Below are 17,923 nucleotides of genomic sequence, written 5' to 3'. Positions count from 1 at the left end.
CCGACCGCCGAAGTCAGTTCGCTGTTTCCTGCTCGCGCTGCCGGCGCAGCCGCTGTGCGGCCGTGTGGGCGCCCTCCCGCTCGAGGGCGTCGAGCATCGTCTTGACCTTGTCGGCGGAGGCACGCGGTGGCAGCAGCGGGGTGGCCGGGTCGACGACCGCCTGGATCAGCACCGGACGGTCGGCGGTCAGGGCGGTGCGCCATGCCTCGTCGACGTCCTCGGGCCGATCGACCCGGATGCCTTCGAGACCGAGCAGGCGGGCGTAGTCGGCGTAGGGGAACGGCGGGACGGTCTGCGAGGCGGGGATGCGGGCGTCGCCCTCCATTTCCCGCTGCTCCCAGGACACCTCGGTGAGGTCGCCGTTGTCGAGGACGAGGACGGCGAAGCGGGGATCGGCCCAGTCACGCCAGCGGTGGGCGAGAGTGATGAGCTCCGAGATGCCGTTCATCTGCATGGCGCCGTCCCCGGCCAGCGCGACCACCGGGCGATCCGGGTGGGCGAGCTTGGCGGCCAGCCCGTACGGCATCGCGGACCCCATCGAGGCGAGGGTGCTCGACAGGTGTGCCGGCACCCCCGGTGGCAGTCGCAGGAACCGGGCGTACCAGTACACGACCGAGCCGACATCCACGGCCACCTGGGCGTCGGGTGGGAGGTGATCGGACAGGGCCGCGACGACCGCCTGCGGATCGAGCCCGTCCGCGGGCTCCGCGCATCGTGCGGCGGCGATCCGCCGCCAGGTCCGGACCATCTGCTCGACGTCGCGCCGCCACGGACGGTCGGTCCGGTGCAGCCGCGGCAGCAGGGCATGCAGGGTTTCGCGGGCGTCTCCGGCGAGCGGCACCTCGACGGGGTACTTGGCACCGAGGTTGCGGGCTTCGATGTCGATCTGCACGGCCCGCGCCTGGCCCGGAGCGGGATAGAACTCCGTCCACGGGTCGTTGCTGCCCACGATCAGCAGGGTGTCGCAGCCGGTCGTCAGGTCCGCCGCGGCGGTGGTGCCGAGATGCCCCATGACGCCACAGGCCCAGTCCCGGGACTCGTCGATCACCGGCTTGCCGAGCAGCGACGTCGTCACCCCCGCACCGAGCAGGTCGGCGAGTTCGTCGATCTCCCGGGCCGCACCGTATGCGCCCTGGCCGACGAGCAGCGCGATCCGCTGCCCGGAGTTCAGCAGGTCGGCGGCCCGGTCGAGGTCGGCGTCGGTGGGCAGGACCCGCGGGACCGCGACCGTCGCGGCGCTGGGAACCACGCCGTGCGTGTGCTCGTCCTCCGCGACGCCCGCCTGCTGCACGTCGTGCGGGACGATCACGCACGTCGGGCTCGAGGTCGCCCGGGCGGTGCGGAACGCGTTGTCGAGTACCGCGCCGAGCTGTTCGGGGGTGTCGAGGGTCTGCACGTACTGGGCGCACACGTCCTTGAACAGGGTGGGCAGCGCGACTTCCTGCTGGTAGCCGCTGCCCTGGGCCGTCGTCACCACGTGCCCGACGATCGCCACCACCGGCTTGCCGTCCAGTTTGGCGTCGTACAGCCCGGTGAGCAGATGCACCGCTCCCGGTCCCTGGGTGGCCAGGCACACCCCGACCTCGCCGGTGTACTTGGCGTGGCCGGTTGCCATGAACGCGGCCATCTCCTCGTGCCGGGCCGTGACGAGTTCGATGTGCTCGCCCGCGCGGTCGAGCGCGGCCAGGATGGGGTCGATACCGTCTCCGGCGTAACCGAAGACGCGGTGCACGCCCCAGGCCCGGAGCCGGTCGACAATCCCGTCGGCGACGTTGGCCATGGTGTTCCTCCCGGTGGTGCCCGCCGTCCGCCGTGGGCATCGTTCGTCGTGTATGCGTTCGTCGCGTACTCGGGGCCGGGTGCCCGGTGGGAGCCGTGCGAAACCTCGGATGTCCCGGTGGGCGGCACACTGGTCGCATGAGGTTGCTGCTGCTGGCCGACACCCACGTCCCCGTCCGCGCGCGGGACCTGCCGGCGCGGGTGTGGGAGGAGGTCGACCGCGCCGATGTGGTGCTGCACGCCGGTGACTGGGTCGACATCGCCCTCTTCGACGCCCTGTCCGAGCGGGCGGCCCGGTTGGTCGCGTGCTGGGGCAACAACGACGGTGCCGAATTGCGGGGCCGGATGCCCGAGATCGCACGCGTGACGCTGGAGGATGTGCGCTTCGCCGTCGTCCACGAGACCGGAGCCTCGGCGGGCCGCGACCGGCGGATGTCGGCGGCGTATCCGGACACCGACGTCCTGGTGTTCGGGCACAGCCACATCCCGTGGGACACCACCACGGCCACGGGGCTGCGGCTGCTGAACCCGGGGTCGCCGACGGACCGCCGGCGACAACCGTTCTGCTCCTTCATGACCGCCGCCGTCGCCGACGGCGCACTGGGCGAGGTCGCACTGCACCGCCTGTGACCGGAAATCGAGCCGGACGACCGGTTCGGGCGTACGGTGGGTGTGCCCCGCCACCGCCCGAGGGAGCTCACATGCCCGCATCCTTCTTCGCGCATCCCCACCAGGCGTTCACGGCAGGTTTCTACCGCGACGAGGACTTCGACTTCGACGTCCGCTTCCTGCTCGGGCAGGCCGTGCACGGCGCGGCGGACGTCGGCGAAGTGCTCGCCACGATCGCCCCGCTCGGCGAGAAGGACCACGAGAAGTGGTTCGACGCCTGGGTTGCGCTCGGCACTCGCGTCCGACGCCTCGCCGACGCCTCCGCCGAGGCCGGGCACGCGGTCAGTGCCGCGGGCGCATACCTGCGTGCGGCAACGTATTTCGCCACCGCGGTCAACTCCGTCGACGGGCTGGGCGACGACGGCCCGCTGCTGCCGACGTTCCGGCAGCATCGGGCGGCGTGGGACCGGTTCGTCGAGACCACCCCGCACCCGGCCGAACGGGTCGACATCCCCTACGAGGACGGCTTCCTGCCGGGCTACCTGCTCCGTCCGCTCGGTGAGGAGACCCGCGAGCCCCGCCCCACGCTGATCCTGAACAACGGCAGCGACGGACCGATCAGCAGCCTGTGGACCGCCGCCGGGGCCGGCGCCCTGGCGCGCGGCTACAACGTGCTGTTCTTCGACGGACCGGGCCAGCAGTCCATGCTGTTCGAGCGCGGCGTGCCGTTCCGGCACGACTGGGAGGCGGTGATCACCCCGATCGTGGACTTCCTCCTCCGGTACCCGGAGGTCGACGACTCGCGCATCGCCCTCTACGGGATCAGCCAGGGCGGATACTGGGTTCCGCGCGCACTGGCCTTCGAGCACCGGATCGCCGCCGCAATCGCCGACCCGGGTGTGGTCGACGTGTCCGCGTCGTGGCTCGCCCACATGCCGAAGAACATGATCGAGCTGCTCGAGAAGGGCGACCGGGAGAAGTTCGACCGTGACATGGCCTTCGGCATGCGGCTGTCGGGCCGGCTCGAACGCACCTGGCGGTTCCGGGCGCGCCCCTACCGTCGGATGGACTCGTACTTCGACACCCTCACCGAGGTGCTGAAGTACCGGCTCGGCGATCTCGCCGGCTCGATCACGACGCCGCTGTTGGTCACCGACCCGGAGGACGAGCAGTTCTGGCCCGGCCAGTCCCGCCGGCTCGCGGACGGGCTGCCGGGGGTGACGGAACTCGTCGCCTTCACCGCTGCGGAGGGCGCCAACTTCCACTGCCAGCCCCTCGCCCGCGCTCTCACCGATCAGCGGATGTTCGACTGGCTGGACACAATGCTGGTCGACCCGGACCGCGTCCGGGCTCCGGGCGGCGCGTCGTCGCGCGAGGCCGCGGAAGGCTGATCGAGGTGGCAGCCGGCAGGAGCCGGCCCCGCGGCGGTGTCCTGTCCACACCCGCGCGGTCCCCGGGCAGCCGCGACCGCCGTTGCTGTCGCGGCTGACTGCCCGGCGCGCGGTTGCGCTTCCTCCGACCGAATGTCACATTCGGGTCGCGGAACCGACCGGATGTGACATTCGGTCAGGCAGGACGCGCTACCCACAGCCGCTAGCATGCGCTAATCTGTGACTCGACCGTGACCAATCCGTTATTGAACGGACTACTCGAACGTCGAGGACAGCAGTTTGGCCCCGTACGCCCGCCCCGATGGTGACAACTTCAGCGAAACACTCGAACCCGCAGCGCCTCGGCGTGGGGCACACCGACGCTCGACCCGGACCGGGCCCGCGCGTCGATTGCTGACCATTCCCCTGGCGGTCGGCGCCGTGCTCGCGGCCGGCAGCGCCGCGGCCCAGGCCGCCCCCGGGCAGCCCCGGGCCGAGGCCGCCCCCGAGCGGCAGCAGCCGACCGTCGGGCTCTCGACCGCACCGCAGGTGCTGCAATTCCCGGACGCCGGCACCGACCGGTACGTCGACCAGTTGCAGCGCGCCGCCGAGCGCGAGACCGCCCGCCTCGCCGCGGAGGCCGAGGAGCGCCGGCATGAAGCCGAGCGCCTCGCCCGGGAGGAAGCCGAGCGGATCGCGCAGGAACTCGCGAGCCGCCCGAGTGCCGTCTTCCCCACCATCGGGGCGCTGACCTCCGGGTTCGGGCCCCGCTGGGGAACGGCGCACAACGGCATCGACATCGCCAACGCCATCGGCACGCCGATCAAGTCGGTCACCGACGGCACCGTGATCGAATCCGGCCCCGCCTCCGGCTTCGGACTGTGGGTGCGCATCCAGCAGGACGACGGCACGATCGGCGTCTACGGGCACATCGACCAGTCGCTCGTGTCGGTCGGCCAGCAGGTGCGGGCAGGCGACGTGATCGCCACGATGGGCAACCGCGGCCAGTCCACCGGGCCGCACCTGCACTTCGAGGTGTGGCAGCCGGGCGGCGCCAAGATGGACCCGCTGGCCTGGTTCGGCTCGCGCGGGGTATCCGTACCACAGTCCTCGCGTTCCTAGTCGGACGCCGGTACGCCGCCCCGTCGGGGGGCGCGGCGCACCGGCGTCCGGCTCACCAGATCCGCACGCGCTGCGCCGGGTCGAGATACAACTCGTCGCCGGGGTGCACGTCGAACGCCTCGTAGAAGGCGTCGATGTTGCGCACCACCCCGTTGCAGCGGAACTCCGGCGGGGAGTGCGGGTCCACGGCGAGCCGGCGCAGCGCCTCCTCGTCGCGGACCTTGGTCCGCCACACCTGCGCCCAGCCGAAGAACACCCGCTGCAGGCCCGTGAGGCCGTCGATCACGGGCGGTTCGGCTCCGTCGAGCGCGATCTCGTACGCCTTCAGCGCGATGGACAGCCCGCCGAGATCGCCGATGTTCTCGCCGATGGTGAAGCTGCCGTTGACGCGGTGCCCGGCGAGTCCCTTCGGTTCGAACTCGTCGTACTGCGCGATCAGTGCCGCGGTGCGCTTACCGAACTCGGTGCGATCGTCGTCGGTCCACCAGTTCTCGAGATTGCCGTCGCCGTCGTACTTGGCGCCCTGATCGTCGAAGCCGTGCCCGATCTCGTGCCCGATGACGGCCCCGATCCCGCCGTAGTTGGCGGCGTCGTCGGCATGCAGATCGAAGAACGGCGGTTGCAGGATCGCGGCGGGGAACACGATCTCGTTCATGCCCGGGTTGTAGTAGGCGTTCACGGTCTGCGGTGTCATGAACCACTCGTCGCGGTCCACCGGGCCGCCGAGCTTGGCCAGGTCGCGGTCGTACTCGGCGGCGTAGCCGCTGCGGTAGTTGCCGACCAGGTCGTCCGCGGCGACGGTCACGGCCGAGTAGTCGCGCCACTTGTCGGGGTAGCCGATCTTCGGCGTGAACTTCTCCAGCTTGCGCAGCGCCGCCTCACGGGTCTGCGGGCTCATCCATTCGAGCTCGGCGATGCTGCGCCGGTACGCCTCCTGCAGGTTGGCGACGAGCTGCTGCATGCGGTCCTTGGCCTCGGCCGGGAAGTGCCGTTCGACGTACAGCTTGCCGACAGCCTCGCCGAGCAGGTCCTGGACGAGCGCCACGCCGCGCTTCCACCGGTCGCGGATTTCCTGCGCCCCGGTCAGGGTGCGGCCGTAGAACGCGAAGTTCTCGTCGACGAGCTTCTCGGTGAGGTACGGCGCGCGGGAGTGCAGGACCCGCCAGGTGGCCCAGGCCTTCCAGTCGTCGAGGGGCGCCTCGGCCCACAGCTGCGCGAACGTGTCGAGAAAGCCCGGTTGGCGGACCACGATCTCGGCCCACTGTTCCTCGGTGGCCCCGAGCGCGCCGATCCAGCCGCGCCAGTCGAAACCGGGTCGCTCGGACGTCAGCGCCTCGAACGTCACCAGGTTGTAGGACAGGTCGGCGTCTCGCCGCTTGACCACGTCCCAGTGCCCGGCCGCCAGGCGGGTCTCGAGGTCGAGCACCCGCTGCGGGTCGTACTCGATGCCGGCGAGCTCGAACATGCGCCCGATGTGCGCGACGTACTGTGCCCGGATCTCGGCGTGACCGTCCTCGCGGTAGTACGACTCGTCGGGCAGGCCCAGACCGGACTGCGTCGTGTGCATCAGGTAGCGCGCCGAGTTCTTCGCGTCGGTGTCCACGTAGTGCCCGACGGCGCCGCCGATCCCGACGCGCTGCAACCGGCCGAGCACCGCCGCGAGCGCGTTCCGGTCCGCGGCGTCCGCCACGGCGGCCAGTTCGCCGGCGATCGGGTCCAGGCCCGCCGCCTCGACGGTCTCGGTGTCCATGAAGCTGGCGTACAGGTCACCGATGCGCTGCGCGTCGGTGCCCGGCTCGGCCGAGGACGCGGCCGCCTCCTCGATGAGGGTGCGGACGTCGACCTCGGCCTTGTCGAACAGGGTGCGGAATGCGCCGTCGAGGGCACGATCGGCGGGGATCTCGTGTTCGGCGAGCCAGCGGCCGTTGACGTGCTCGAACAGATCGTCCTGCGCTCGGGTGCGCTCGTCGAGGTGGGTCAGGTCGATGCCCGAGTGTCGGGCCCGGGGATGCTCCACGATGGTCATGCCGTCCATCCTTACACCCATTCCCCGCACCCGGCACGGGCCTGCGTACGGGCGACGGGCCGTCTCCGCCCGCGACACGCCGCGCTCGAGTTACCGTGACCGAAGCCACACAGACACGTGGAAGCGGGGTGGGCGAGTGGGTCTGATGGACCCGATCGACGCGGTTCTCATGACGGCAGAGCTGCTGGCGAACCCCATGCACGTCGGGGTGGTGCTGATCCTGAACCCACCCGAGGACGCCGGCTCCCGATTCGTCGACGACGCCTACCGGGACGCGCTCGGCCGGGGCGACGAGGTGGATCCGGTGCTGCGACGCCGGGCGCACCGGGGTGTGGACACCGGCGGGTGGTGGGCCTGGCGCGACGTGGACGACATCGATCTGAGCTACCACGTGCGGCGGGCGTCGCTGCCGCCCGGCGCTGGACGGGACGCGCTGTGGCAGCTGGTGGGGGAGCTGCATGCCGAACCGCTCGACCGCTCCCGCCCGATGTGGGAGGCCCACCTCGTCGACGGCCTTCCCGACGGCCGATTCGCGCTCTACACGAAGGTCCACCACGCGGTCCTCGACGGGATCGCGGGCCTGCGGATGATCGAGGAGTCGATGTCGCCCGACCCCGATCGCCGGTCGATGTCCCCGTTCTTCGCCACCGGCAGGCACCCGCGGCCCGACGCCGGGCACGGTGGTCTTCCGACGCCGCTCGGCCTGGCCCATTCGGTCCTCGGGGCCCTCACCTCCGGTGTGGGCCTGGTTCGCCGGACCGTCGAGGGGCAGGTCGGGGCCACGGTGCAGGGTCTGACCACCGACACCACGGTGCTGCCGTTCGGGGCGCCCCGCACCCGGCTCAACGGGCCACTCGGAACCGGACGCGTCTTCGCCGCCGCCGGCTGGCCGAAGTCGCGACTGCGCGCGATCGAGCGCGCTGCGGGCGTGACCGGCAACGACGTCGTCACGGCCGTGGTGGCCGGGGCGTTGCGCTCGTGGTTCGGCGAGCACGGCGAACTCCCCGGCGACTCCCTCGTGGCGATCTGCCCGGTCTCGGTGCGCGGACGGCAGGACGGCGCGACGGCGGGCAATGCGTTCGGAACGGCGGTGTGCACCCTGGGCACCGATCTCGCCGACCCGGCCGACCGGCTGCGGCTGATCCACCGCTCGATGCAGGTCGCCAAGGACCGCGTCGCAGCGCTGGGGCCGGTGCCGTCGCTGGTGGTGACGGCACCGAGCATCCTGCCGACCATCCTCGCCCCGATGCTTCCGTTCGACCCGGGGCTGCGGCCCGGGTACAACCTGCCGATCTCCAACGTGCCCGGTCCGCGCACCGAGCTGTACTGGAACGGCGCCCACCTCGAGGAGATGTACCCCGTCTCGATCGTCTACGACGGGATGGCCCTCAACGTCACGGTGTGCTCGTATGCCGACCGGATCGGTTTCGGATATGTGGCCGGCGGGGAAGCAATACCGGACATCGCGACGTTGATACCTCTGACGGAGCGGTCTCTGTCGGAGTTGGAGACTGCGGTAGGAGTGGCGTGATGAGTTCCGATGCCGGAGCGGCCAAGCGGGTGGACGGCGAGCACCCCCCGACCGAGATGATCGTCGACCCACGCTTCCTGCCGGTCGCCGACCGCTTCTTCAAGATGTTCCGCGACACCCGGAACGGCGGCGGGGCGCTCGCGGCGTACCTGCACGGCGAGCCGGTGCTCGACATCTGGGCGGGCTGGGCGTCCCGGGACAAGCGGTGGACCCACGACACCGTCGCGCTGTCGTTCTCCACGGGCAAGGGCGTCGCGAGCACCGTGCTGCACCGGCTCGCCGAGCGCGGGCTCGTCGACTACGACGAACCCGTCGCGACGTACTGGCCCGAGTTCGGGGCCGCCGGAAAGGAATCCATCACCGTCCGGGAACTGATGTCCCACCGCGCCGGTCTGCACCGCGCGCGGGGCCTCGTCCCGGGACGCTTCGGGCTGCTCGACTCCGATGCGGTGGCGGCCGCGCTGGCGGCCTCCGTGCCGGACCCGCGGCGGCTCGCCGGCCCCGGCTATCACGCCGTCACCTACGGCAACCTCGTCGCCGAGATCGCCATCCGGGTGACCGGCCTGTCCTTCACCGAGCTGGTCGAGCAGGAGATCGCCGGCCCGCTCGGTCTGCGCGAATTCTGGTTCCACGTGCCGCAGGACGAGCGGCACCGGATCGCCCGGGTCTTCCCCCGGCTGAACCCGACCCCCGCGCCGTGGGCGGTCACCGGCACCGTGCTGTCGCGGCTGCCCGGGCTGCGTGGCGTCGCCGAGGCGGGCATGGCCGAAGGCTTCGACGAGCTGGCCCGCAGCCCCGCCGCGCACGACGCGGTGATGCCGGGATGGAACGGGGTCTTCACCGCCCGCGCGCTGGCCCGGATGTACGGGGCGCTGGCGAACGGCGGCGAACTCGACGGAGCGCGGCTGCTGAAGGCGGAAACCCTCGAACAGGTCCTCGAGGTGCAGACCCGGCGCCGCGACTACGTGCTCGGTATCCGCCCCAACTGGCGGCTGGGCTACCACCCGGGCTGGGTCGCCCTGCGGGAACAGCCGCTGCAGTCGATCGGTCACTTCGGCTTCGGCGGCTCCGGCGCGTTCGCCGATCCGGAGACGGGCTTGTCCATCGCCTTCGTCACCAACCGCCTCGGCAGTGTCACCCCCATCTCGGACATGCGGTTCCCGCGGCTCGGGGCCGCGGGCGTCGTCGTCGCACGGCGGGCGGCCTGACGGCCGACGCCCGTTCCGTCACCGGTCCTCCGTCCGGCCGCGCTCGTGAGCCGTCGTCAGGGCGCCAGCAGCTGCACGCTCGCCTGGGCCCGGACCAGGACCGCGCCGTCGGGTGCGGTGAGATGCGTGTCGATCGAGGCGAGCCGTCGGCCGGCCCGGGTGACCCGGGCCTCGACGAGAAGGTCGGGGCCGGGTGCCGCGGGGGAGCGCAGGTAGTCGAGCGTCAGGTTCAGCAACCGGTACTCCTGTCCGGCAGCGGTGAGGGTCTGCGCCGCGAGTTCGGCGACGGTGCCGGCGACGGAGACCAGGACCCCACCCTGCACGGCGCCCATCGGATTGGCCATCCATTCCGCGGGTGGTACGACCGCGGCGACGCGTCCCTTCTCGACGGCGCCGACGCGCAGATCGAGCAGCCCGGCGAGCGGGCCCCGGGCCACGGTTCCGGCGGCGATGCCGGAGACCGTGTCGAGGCCGGTGCGCTCGGCGAGTTCCGAAGGGTCCGTCCAGGGTTCGGGTGCGGGCCGGACCAGTCCGGACGCGTCCGCGAACGCGTCGAACACGGCGGGACGATCCACGACCATCGACCGTCCCGTCAGCTGGATCACCAGATCGCCTGCGTCGTCGCAGATCTGCGCGGTGCTCAACGCGGTGGCGTCGTCCACGTGGACGGCGCGGCCGGTGCCGTGCAGAGCCCCCCGGGCCGGCATCGGATTCGCGGTCGAGGCGCTGAGCTGGCTCAGGACGGACCGGGTGTCGCGGCCCTGCCCGCGCCACACGAGGTGCGGGGCGGCGCCGAGAAGGACGTCGGTGAACACGCCGACGGATCCGACGGTGGTGCGGCCGCGGTGGTCGACGAATCGGGCGCCCAGCGGCTGGCGGAACGACACCGTGCCCGGCTCCCCGCTCACGGTGTCGATGCCCATGAAGGCGTTGAGACGATCGGTTTCGGGGACGGTGACGGTCACGGCGACATCCTGAGGTCGAGCGGAGCGAGGGTTCGCTCGGTCACGGTACCGAGGCCGGGGCCGGGCGTTGCGCCCACCCCGGTCAGCCGATGCGGGCGTGCATCTCCCACACGAGGATTTCCGCGGCCGTGTCGGTGTGGACCCGCTGTCCGCCGGAGCCGGTCAGCCGCACGGCGTCGCCCTCCCGCAGGATTCCGGCGCCTTCGAGCTCGGCTGTGCCCTGGGCGACGAAGAGGTGCAGGTAGGGGGCATCGGGCAGGACGACCGGCCGGCCCGGCTGCAGGCGGGCGACCGACAACCCGGCGTACTTGTTGTGGATGCGGATGGCGGCGTGATCGCGGTGCTCGGGGATGCCGGTGGCGACGGGCACCAGGCCGCCGCGCATGAGCTCGTCGTCGATCTCGAGTTGCTCGTAACCGGGGGTGATGCCCGATTCGTCCGGCACCACCCACATCTGGACGAAGCGGACCGGCTCGGCGTGCTCCGCGGCGTGCACGCCGGTGGCGCCGGGCAACCGCCAGGAGTCGTTCTTCTCCGAGTGCAGGATGCCCGTTCCGGCGCTCATCCGCTGTGCCAGGCCCGGATAGATGACGCCCGAGTGCCCGATCGAGTCCTGGTGCACGAGGCTGCCGCGCAGCACCCAGGTCACGATCTCCATGTCGCGGTGCGGATGCGTGTCGAAGCCCTGACCGGGCAGGACCGTGTCGTCGTTGTTGACCAGCAGCAGCCCGTGGTGCGTGTTGTCCGGGTCGTAGTGGTGGCCGAACGAGAACGAGTGCTTCGAGTCGAGCCAGGAGATGTTCGTCGTCAGCCGGTCCTCGGCGCGCCGGATGTCGAGAGTCGTGGCGTCGGTCATGGATTCTCCTCGGTGAGGTGCGGCGGGTTCAGGGTACGAGCGCGTCGGCGCAGCGTCAGGGCAGCTGTTCGTGCCCGGCCGGGATGGTCCCGAGACGTCCCGCCTGGAAGTCCTCGAACGCCTGGATGATCTCGGCCTTGGTGTTCATCACGAACGGCCCGTACATCGCGACGGGCTCGCGGATCGGCCGTCCGCCGAGCAGGAACACCTCGAGGGACGCGGTGCGCGAGTCCTGGGTGCGGTCGGCGGTGAACGTGACGCTGTCGCCGTCCGGGCCGAACACGGCGGTCTGTCCCGCCCGGATGGGGGCGTGCTCGGCGCCGACGGTGCCGTCCCCGGCGAGCACGTAGCCGAGCGCGTTGTACTCGCGATGCCAGGGCAGGGTCACCGACGCGCCCGGCGCGACGGTCAGGTGTGCGAGGGCGATCGGGGTGTGGGTCACGCCCGGGCCGCGGACACCGCCGATCTCACCGGCGACGACGCGGACGAGGGCGCCGCCGTCGGGCGAGGAGGCCAGGGCTACGTGGCTGCCGGCGATGTCCTGGTATCGCGGCTGCGCCATCTTGTGGTTCCGGGGCAGGTTCACCCACAACTGCACGCCGTGGAAGAGGCCGCCGCTGGCGACGACGTGTTCCGGCGGCGCCTCGATGTGCAGGATCCCCGAGCCCGCGGTCATCCACTGGGTGTCGCCCCCGCCGATGGTGCCGCCCCCGCCGTTGGAGTCCTTGTGTTCGAGGATCCCGTCGATCATGTAGGTGACGGTCTCGAATCCACGGTGCGGGTGCCACGGGGTGCCCTTGGGTTCGCCGGGGGCGTACTGCACCTCGCCCATCTGGTCCATGTGGATGAACGGGTCGAGGAAGCGCTGGTCGATGCCTGCGAATGCCCGGCGCACCGGGAAGCCCTCGCCCTCGTATCCGACGGGAGCGGTCCGCACGCCGAGGACCGGACGGGCGGTCGCGTCGGGTGCGGGGGCCGGGATGCGGGGCAGGGTGAGGATGTTGTCTACGGTCACCGCGGGCATGGCGGGCTCCTTCGGCATGTAGTTGACTATGCAACTACTCTAACCGACGGGCCGGGGGATTTGTTCCTGCGCTCCGAGCGGTGTGCAGGCGGACCCGAGAGACGACGAAACCCCCTGCCCGAGGGGAGGGAGGGCAGGGGGTCCGCGCCGGGCGTGTGACGCCCGGCGCCACGTCCCGCCTTCGGGGGGAGGGAGGAGGGACGCGGTGTCGGTGGCGGCCGATCGTCTCCGTCGGCCGGGTGAGGCCAGGATACATACCCGCAGGGGTATGGTCCATCACCTCGGCGCGCGGAGCACCGGGCGCCGAGCATAGTTTCTCGCTCCGATGCGTGCCGGGGTTTCGGCGATCCCGTCCGGCGCGATGAGTTTTCCGGAGCCGGACGGTCTACCTTCTCGACACCTCACACGAGGTGCCGGCCGTCCGCTCACACACAAGGAGTTGAAGATGTCCCGCATGCTCTTCGCCAACCTGTCCGTCAAGGACGTGGCTGCCGCCCGCACGTTCTTCGATGCTCTCGGCTTCACCTTCAACGAGATGTTCTGCGACGACAACACCGCCTGCCTCGAGATCAACGACCAGACCTACGTCATGCTCCTCGAGGAGGCGCGCTTCCGCGACTTCATCACCGGCGACATCTGCGACACCGCCACGGCCCGCGAGGTGCTCCTGAGCGTGTCCGCCGAGAGCCGCGACGACGTCGACCGCCTCGTCGATGCCGCGCTCGCCGCCGGTGGCAGCGACTGGATCACCGCCGGGTCGGAGGAGATGAAGACCGACTTCATGTACGGCCGGGCCTTCCGCGACCTCGACGGGCACGTCTGGGAGGTCATGTGGATGGACGTCCAGGCCGCGGCCGCCGCGATGGGACCGCAGGCCGAGACGTCCGCGCAGGCGTAGCGGCCGGCGTCAGGGGTGCTCGGGTAGTCCGAACAGGGCGAACAGATCGGTGTCGAAGAACACGGTCACATGCACGACCCGGTCACCCACGACGTCGAGCACCTGCAGCTGGAACGGATGGTGCTGCCCGTCCTCGCCTCGCATGTAGAGGCCGAGGGCGGGCTGCCCGTTCGCCACCGTGGGCAGCAGAACCTGGTCGCCGGGACCGCTCGCCGGGCAATGCGTCCGGATGAGGTTTCCGATCGCCTCGGCGCCGCGGTACCAGCCCTCGAACGGCGGCATCTCCCACACCGCCTCCTGGGTGAGCATCTCGACGATCGAATCGATGTCGTACTTCTCGAACCCCTCGACCCAGCGCCGCACCAGCGCCTGGGCCTCCGGACTCTCCGGCTCGACCAGATCGTCCTTCGTCACCTGCGCCTGCTCCAGCTGCGCGCGGGCCCGCTGGAGCAGACTGTTCACCGCGGCCGTCGAGGTGTCCAGCGCGGCGGCCACCTCGGTCGCCCGCCACTGCAGGACGTCCCGCAGCAGCAGCACTGCCCGTTGCCGCGCCGACAGATGCTGCAGCGCCGCGACGAACGCCAGGCGGATGGACTCCCGCGAGGTCACGATCGCCGCCGGGTCCGTCGGATCGTCCGGCCGGCCGTCGTCGCCGAAGGACCCGCCGGGAATCGGCTCGAGCCACGGCACCTCCCCGCGCTCGACGAGGTCGTCGGCCGGATCCGAGCTCGGCACCCCCAGCCCCGTCGGCAGCGGCCGGCGCGACCTGCCCTCGAGCGCGGTCAGGCACACGTTGGTCGCGATGCGGTGCAGCCACGTCCGCAGCGACGAGCGGCCCCCGAAGTTCGCGTAGCCGCGCCAGGCGCGCAGGTACGTCTCCTGCACGAGGTCCTCCGCGTCGTGGATCGAGCCGCTCATCCGGTAACAGTGCGCCAGCAGCTCCCGCCGGTACGGACCGGCCAGCGTCAGAAAGTCGTCCTGCGAGTCGAGAACCTGCTCCGTCATGTCGTACCCCCGCCTGCCCGTCGCTGCCGAAGTGCAGTTACGAGCGTGAGCGTAGTCCCGGGGGCCGACAGGAAACAGGGTCTCGAACTATCTGTGCACTCCGGGTACCGTCCAGTAACTGCCCCGGCCGACAGCCCCGCCGGCAGGCAGAAGGACGAAGGTGACCCGTGCCCGACATCGCGCCCCGACCGACAGGCCCGTACGCCGGGGGACCGCCCGCGTCGGCGCTGCATGTCGACATGCCCCCGCTCGAGCGTTTCGGCCTGCGCGAGGCCGGTCGCACGGTCGTCATCGGTGTGGTGCTCCTCGTCAGCGTCCTGCTGAAACTGCTCGCCTGGCCGCTGCGGCCCGACGGCCGCGGCCCCGCCGATGCCGCTGCCGAGGGCACCGTCGATGCGTTCGAGATCCTCGGTCCCACATTCGTCAAGCTCGGCCAGCTCATGGCGTCGTCGTCCGGGGTGTTCCCCAGGCCGCTGGCCGACGCGTGCCTGCGCTGCCTCGACGACGTCGCACCCGTGCCCGCGGACCGGGCCCGCGCCGTGATCGAGGAGGATCTCGGCCATCCCGTCGGCGAACTGTTCGCCCGGTTCGACGACGTCCCGCTGGCCGCCGCGTCCGTCGGCCAGGTGCATGCGTGCGTCTTGCACGACGGCCGGGAAGCGGTCGTGAAGGTGCAGCGGCCCGGCATCGCCCACCGCATGCTCGTCGACCTGCGGGCGGCCTACGTCGGCGCGCGTCTGCTGCAGGCGTTCGAGTTCTTCCGCATCGCCAACGCCACCGCCATCATCCGCGACCTGCACTCGTCCACGATGACCGAACTCAACAGCGCGGTCGAAGCGGACCGGCAGAGCCGATTCCGGGAGTGCATCGGCGCGTTCGGGGACAACACGACCGTCACCACGCCGCAGGTGTACTGGGACTACTGCGGTCCGCGCGTGATCTGCATGGAACGGCTCCGCGGTGTGCCCATGGACCGGGTGCCCGCCGACTCGGCGATCGACACCAGTCTGCTCATCCGCCGCGGGGTGAAGGTATGGATCGAATCGGTCGTCCTGCACGGACCGTTCCACGGCGACGTGCACGCCGGCAACCTGTGGCTGCTCGACGACGGCCGTCTCGCCTTCCTGGACTTCGGCATCGTCGGTGAGCTGCCCGAGCACTGGCGCGCCATCCTGCGCGACCTGTTCCGCGCGACCGCCATCGACGGGGACTTCGCCCGTGTGGCGCGCGGCATCCGCGCACTCGGCTACACCAGCGGGCTCGACGCCGACGACGCCGAGATCGGCCGCCAGGTGGCGCAGGCGCTCGCTCCGATCCTCGGGCGCGACCTGGGACAGCTGCGGCTCAGCGACCTCATCGTCGCGCTGATCCGGCTCGGCAAGCAGTGGGGGATCGCCAGCCCGGAGGAACTGGTGCTGTTCGGCAAGCAGCTCGGCTACTTCGAGCGCTACGCCACCGCCCTCGCCCCCGGCTGGGTCATCGGCCGGGACCTGTACCTGCTGCGCAACGTCTTCCCCGAGGAGGTGGCGCGCCGCGCCGCCGAACAGGGGCTCGAGCTACCCGCCTGACACGGAGGCGCCGGGCCGCGGAGCGTGCGGACCCATCGCCCGGCTCCGCACGCCGGCGGCATGGTCCGTTCGCTCGGTTCCAGCCGGCCCGGGCGGGGCGTGGTGTGTCCGGCGCGTCAGCCCACGTGGGTGACGGGGATCGAAGCCCCGGTGACGGCGGCGCCGTCGTCGGAGAGCAGGAACCGGATCACCCGCGCGACCTCGGCCGGCCGCGACCACGAGCGCCGGTCCGCGTCGGGCATCGCCGCCCGGTTCGCGGGTGTGTCGATGACGACGGGCAGCAGCGCGTTGACCCGGACACCGTCGCCGGCGTACTCGACGGCCAGGGTCTCGGCCAGTGCGGTCACGGCAGCCTTCGACGCGACGTACGCGGCACCCCCGGCGAACGGCCGTTTCGTCGCCGCGGTGGACATGCAGACCACCGACCCGCCGCCGCCCGCGAGCAGGTGCGGCAGCGCCGCGCGGGTCACGGCGTAGGCGGTACGCAGGTTCAGATCCAGCTGGGCGTCGAGGACCTCGACGGGCGTCTCGTGTACCCGGGAGCCCGAGGTGAACCCGCCCACCAGATTCACCACGCCGAACAGCGGCGCGGAGTCGTCGGCGGCCGCGAGCGCGACGGCCTGCCGCAGCTGCGCGTCGTCCGACACGTCCGCCTCCACGAGATGCAGACTCGGATGGTCCCCGAGCCGCCCGAGTTCGGTACGAGCCACCCAGGGGACCACGACCCGCCAGCCCGCCTCGAGCAGATGCGTCGTGACGGCGGCACCGAGACCGCCGGTGCCGCCGGTGACGAGCGCGGACCGGGTCGTGGTCATCGAAGATCCTCTCGGCGAGCGGACGGATGCCCGTCCACGATAGGCGCCGGGCGCACCCGCGCATCGCGATACCGGGCTACGCGCTCCGGTTCCCGACATCGACAACCGTCCCGACGGTTGTCGACGTCCGGATCTGCACTCCGGTAGGCGAATCCGGCCCGCCGGCGGAGAGGGGGCCCTACGCGGAGCGCGACGCCGCGTACGCGCCCTGCCACACCGTGTCGAACGGGGTGTGCGCCCCGACCCGGCCCTCGATACCGGCGGTGACGAAGTCCTTCGCGAGCGCGACGGCGGCCGGCACGTCGGCGCCCTTGGCGAGTTCGGCGGTCACGGCCGCGGCGAGAGTGCAGCCGGCACCCGACACCCGTTCCCGGCCGACCTTCGGCGCGGCGAGGACGGTGACCTGCTCGCCGTCGAAGAGCACGTCGACGGCATCGTCACCGGCGAGTTCGACGCCGCCCTTGGCCAGGACGTACCGCGGGCCCAGGGCATGGATGCGGCGAGCGGCCTCGACGAGGTCGTCGACGGTGTCGATGCGGTCCATCCCCGCCAGGGTGCGGGCCTCGAACAGGTTGGGGGTGACCACCGTGGCCAGGGGAAGCACGGACTCACGCAGCGCGTTGTCGGTGTCGAGCGCCGCCCCGGGTTCCTGACCCTTGCAGATCAGCACCGGGTCCAGAACGACGTGCCGCCACGACCGGCCACGCAGACCTTCGGCCACTACGTCGATCGTGGCGGGGGTGCCGAGCATGCCGATCTTGACGACGTCGAGGTCGTGGGCCGCGGTGGCCGCCTCGATCTGGTCCGCGACGACCTCGGGCGCGATCGGGACGAAGCGGTGCGACCAATTGTTGCGGGGGTCGAAGGAGACGATGCAGGTCGTGGTGCCGACGCCGTAGACGCCCAGCTCCTGAAACGTCTTCAGATCCGCCTGCAGCCCTGCGCCGCCGGTGGCTTCGGACCCGGCGATGACATAGGCGAGGTCGACCACGGTGTACTCCAATCCGATGGGGGACAGACTGCGTGCCGGACCGAGGAGCCCGCACGTCCGGGGAGACCACGGCTGTCCGCGACGTCGTCGCCGGATTCGCGACCGGTCCCGGCACCCAGGCTAGCGCGCCCGGTCCGGCGTCCCGGCCGGACGGCC

General features: G+C 71.5%; 15 protein-coding genes. 7 read left to right on the top strand and 8 right to left on the bottom strand.

Annotation, left to right across the window (positions count from 1 at the left end):
- Window positions 1-13: 13 nt before the first annotated feature.
- On the bottom strand, window positions 14-1,780 hold the full coding sequence (locus LZP97_RS17140; protein ID WP_048773732.1) for a thiamine pyrophosphate-requiring protein: 1,767 nt from the start codon (window positions 1,778-1,780) through the stop codon (window positions 14-16).
- A gap of 137 nt (window positions 1,781-1,917) precedes the next feature.
- Between LZP97_RS17140 and LZP97_RS17135 the strand changes: the two genes are divergently transcribed.
- The 3 genes from LZP97_RS17135 to LZP97_RS17125 all read left to right on the top strand — a co-directional run bounded on the left by LZP97_RS17135 (window position 1,918) and on the right by LZP97_RS17125 (window position 4,880).
- Window positions 1,918-2,409 (top strand): metallophosphoesterase family protein, encoded by a 492-nt coding sequence (locus tag LZP97_RS17135; protein ID WP_010593610.1) that lies wholly within the window; start codon window positions 1,918-1,920, stop codon window positions 2,407-2,409.
- 71 nt (window positions 2,410-2,480) lie between these two features.
- On the top strand, window positions 2,481-3,779 hold the full coding sequence (locus tag LZP97_RS17130; protein ID WP_048773733.1) for an alpha/beta hydrolase family protein: 1,299 nt from the start codon (window positions 2,481-2,483) through the stop codon (window positions 3,777-3,779).
- Between the two features lie 390 nt (window positions 3,780-4,169).
- Window positions 4,170-4,880: a M23 family metallopeptidase gene (locus LZP97_RS17125; RefSeq protein WP_048773735.1), complete on the top strand. Its 711-nt coding sequence runs from the start codon at window positions 4,170-4,172 to the stop codon at window positions 4,878-4,880.
- 52 nt (window positions 4,881-4,932) lie between these two features.
- On the opposite strand, the gene LZP97_RS17120 is transcribed toward LZP97_RS17125, so the two are convergent.
- On the bottom strand, window positions 4,933-6,906 hold the full coding sequence (locus tag LZP97_RS17120) for a M13 family metallopeptidase (protein WP_040274850.1): 1,974 nt from the start codon (window positions 6,904-6,906) through the stop codon (window positions 4,933-4,935).
- Window positions 6,907-7,042: 136 nt separating this feature from the next.
- Between LZP97_RS17120 and LZP97_RS17115 the strand changes: the two genes are divergently transcribed.
- Entirely contained in the window at window positions 7,043-8,437 is a 1,395-nt protein-coding gene (locus LZP97_RS17115) for a WS/DGAT/MGAT family O-acyltransferase (RefSeq protein ID WP_048773736.1), read from the top strand.
- The gene (locus LZP97_RS17110) at window positions 8,437-9,645 is read left to right on the top strand and encodes a serine hydrolase domain-containing protein (RefSeq protein ID WP_017681967.1); all 1,209 of its coding nucleotides are present in this window, start codon (window positions 8,437-8,439) and stop codon (window positions 9,643-9,645) included. Before LZP97_RS17115 ends, LZP97_RS17110 begins: the two co-directional genes overlap by 1 nt.
- Window positions 9,646-9,701: 56 nt before the next feature.
- On the opposite strand, the gene LZP97_RS17105 is transcribed toward LZP97_RS17110, so the two are convergent.
- The 3 genes from LZP97_RS17105 to LZP97_RS17095 all read right to left on the bottom strand — a co-directional run bounded on the left by LZP97_RS17105 (window position 9,702) and on the right by LZP97_RS17095 (window position 12,490).
- Complete coding sequence (locus tag LZP97_RS17105; RefSeq protein WP_048773738.1) at window positions 9,702-10,610, bottom strand: PaaI family thioesterase; 909 nt, start codon at window positions 10,608-10,610, stop codon at window positions 9,702-9,704.
- An 82-nt stretch (window positions 10,611-10,692) separates the two neighbouring features.
- Window positions 10,693-11,466 (bottom strand): pirin family protein, encoded by a 774-nt coding sequence (locus tag LZP97_RS17100; protein WP_017681965.1) that lies wholly within the window; start codon window positions 11,464-11,466, stop codon window positions 10,693-10,695.
- Between the two features lie 55 nt (window positions 11,467-11,521).
- The gene (locus tag LZP97_RS17095; RefSeq protein WP_010593601.1) at window positions 11,522-12,490 is read right to left on the bottom strand and encodes a pirin family protein; all 969 of its coding nucleotides are present in this window, start codon (window positions 12,488-12,490) and stop codon (window positions 11,522-11,524) included.
- A 445-nt stretch (window positions 12,491-12,935) separates the two neighbouring features.
- Between LZP97_RS17095 and LZP97_RS17090 the strand changes: the two genes are divergently transcribed.
- Window positions 12,936-13,388: a VOC family protein gene (locus tag LZP97_RS17090; RefSeq protein ID WP_010593600.1), complete on the top strand. Its 453-nt coding sequence runs from the start codon at window positions 12,936-12,938 to the stop codon at window positions 13,386-13,388.
- 9 nt (window positions 13,389-13,397) lie between these two features.
- Here the strand turns inward: LZP97_RS17090 and LZP97_RS17085 are convergent, their stop codons facing one another.
- Entirely contained in the window at window positions 13,398-14,393 is a 996-nt protein-coding gene (locus LZP97_RS17085) for a sigma-70 family RNA polymerase sigma factor (RefSeq protein WP_048773740.1), read from the bottom strand.
- A gap of 167 nt (window positions 14,394-14,560) precedes the next feature.
- Here LZP97_RS17085 and LZP97_RS17080 point away from each other — a divergent pair, with 167 nt between their 5' ends.
- Complete coding sequence (locus LZP97_RS17080) at window positions 14,561-15,961, top strand: ABC1 kinase family protein (RefSeq protein WP_010593598.1); 1,401 nt, start codon at window positions 14,561-14,563, stop codon at window positions 15,959-15,961.
- A 116-nt stretch (window positions 15,962-16,077) separates the two neighbouring features.
- Here the strand turns inward: LZP97_RS17080 and LZP97_RS17075 are convergent, their stop codons facing one another.
- Window positions 16,078-16,776 carry an SDR family NAD(P)-dependent oxidoreductase gene (locus tag LZP97_RS17075; protein WP_017681964.1) on the bottom strand — a complete coding sequence of 233 codons (699 nt, stop codon included), beginning with the start codon at window positions 16,774-16,776 and terminating at the stop codon, window positions 16,078-16,080.
- Between the two features lie 178 nt (window positions 16,777-16,954).
- Window positions 16,955-17,767, bottom strand: a complete 813-nt coding sequence (gene thiD / locus LZP97_RS17070; protein ID WP_017681963.1) for a bifunctional hydroxymethylpyrimidine kinase/phosphomethylpyrimidine kinase — start codon at window positions 17,765-17,767, stop codon at window positions 16,955-16,957.
- Between the last annotated feature and the right edge of the window lie 156 nt (window positions 17,768-17,923).

Origin of the sequence: Rhodococcus sp. DMF-1, assembly GCF_021441945.1 — a bacterium.
Lineage (GTDB): Bacteria > Actinomycetota > Actinomycetes > Mycobacteriales > Mycobacteriaceae > Rhodococcus > Rhodococcus ruber.
The sequence above is the reverse complement of the archived record's forward strand: the minus strand, read 5'-3'. Positions and strand labels throughout refer to the sequence as shown.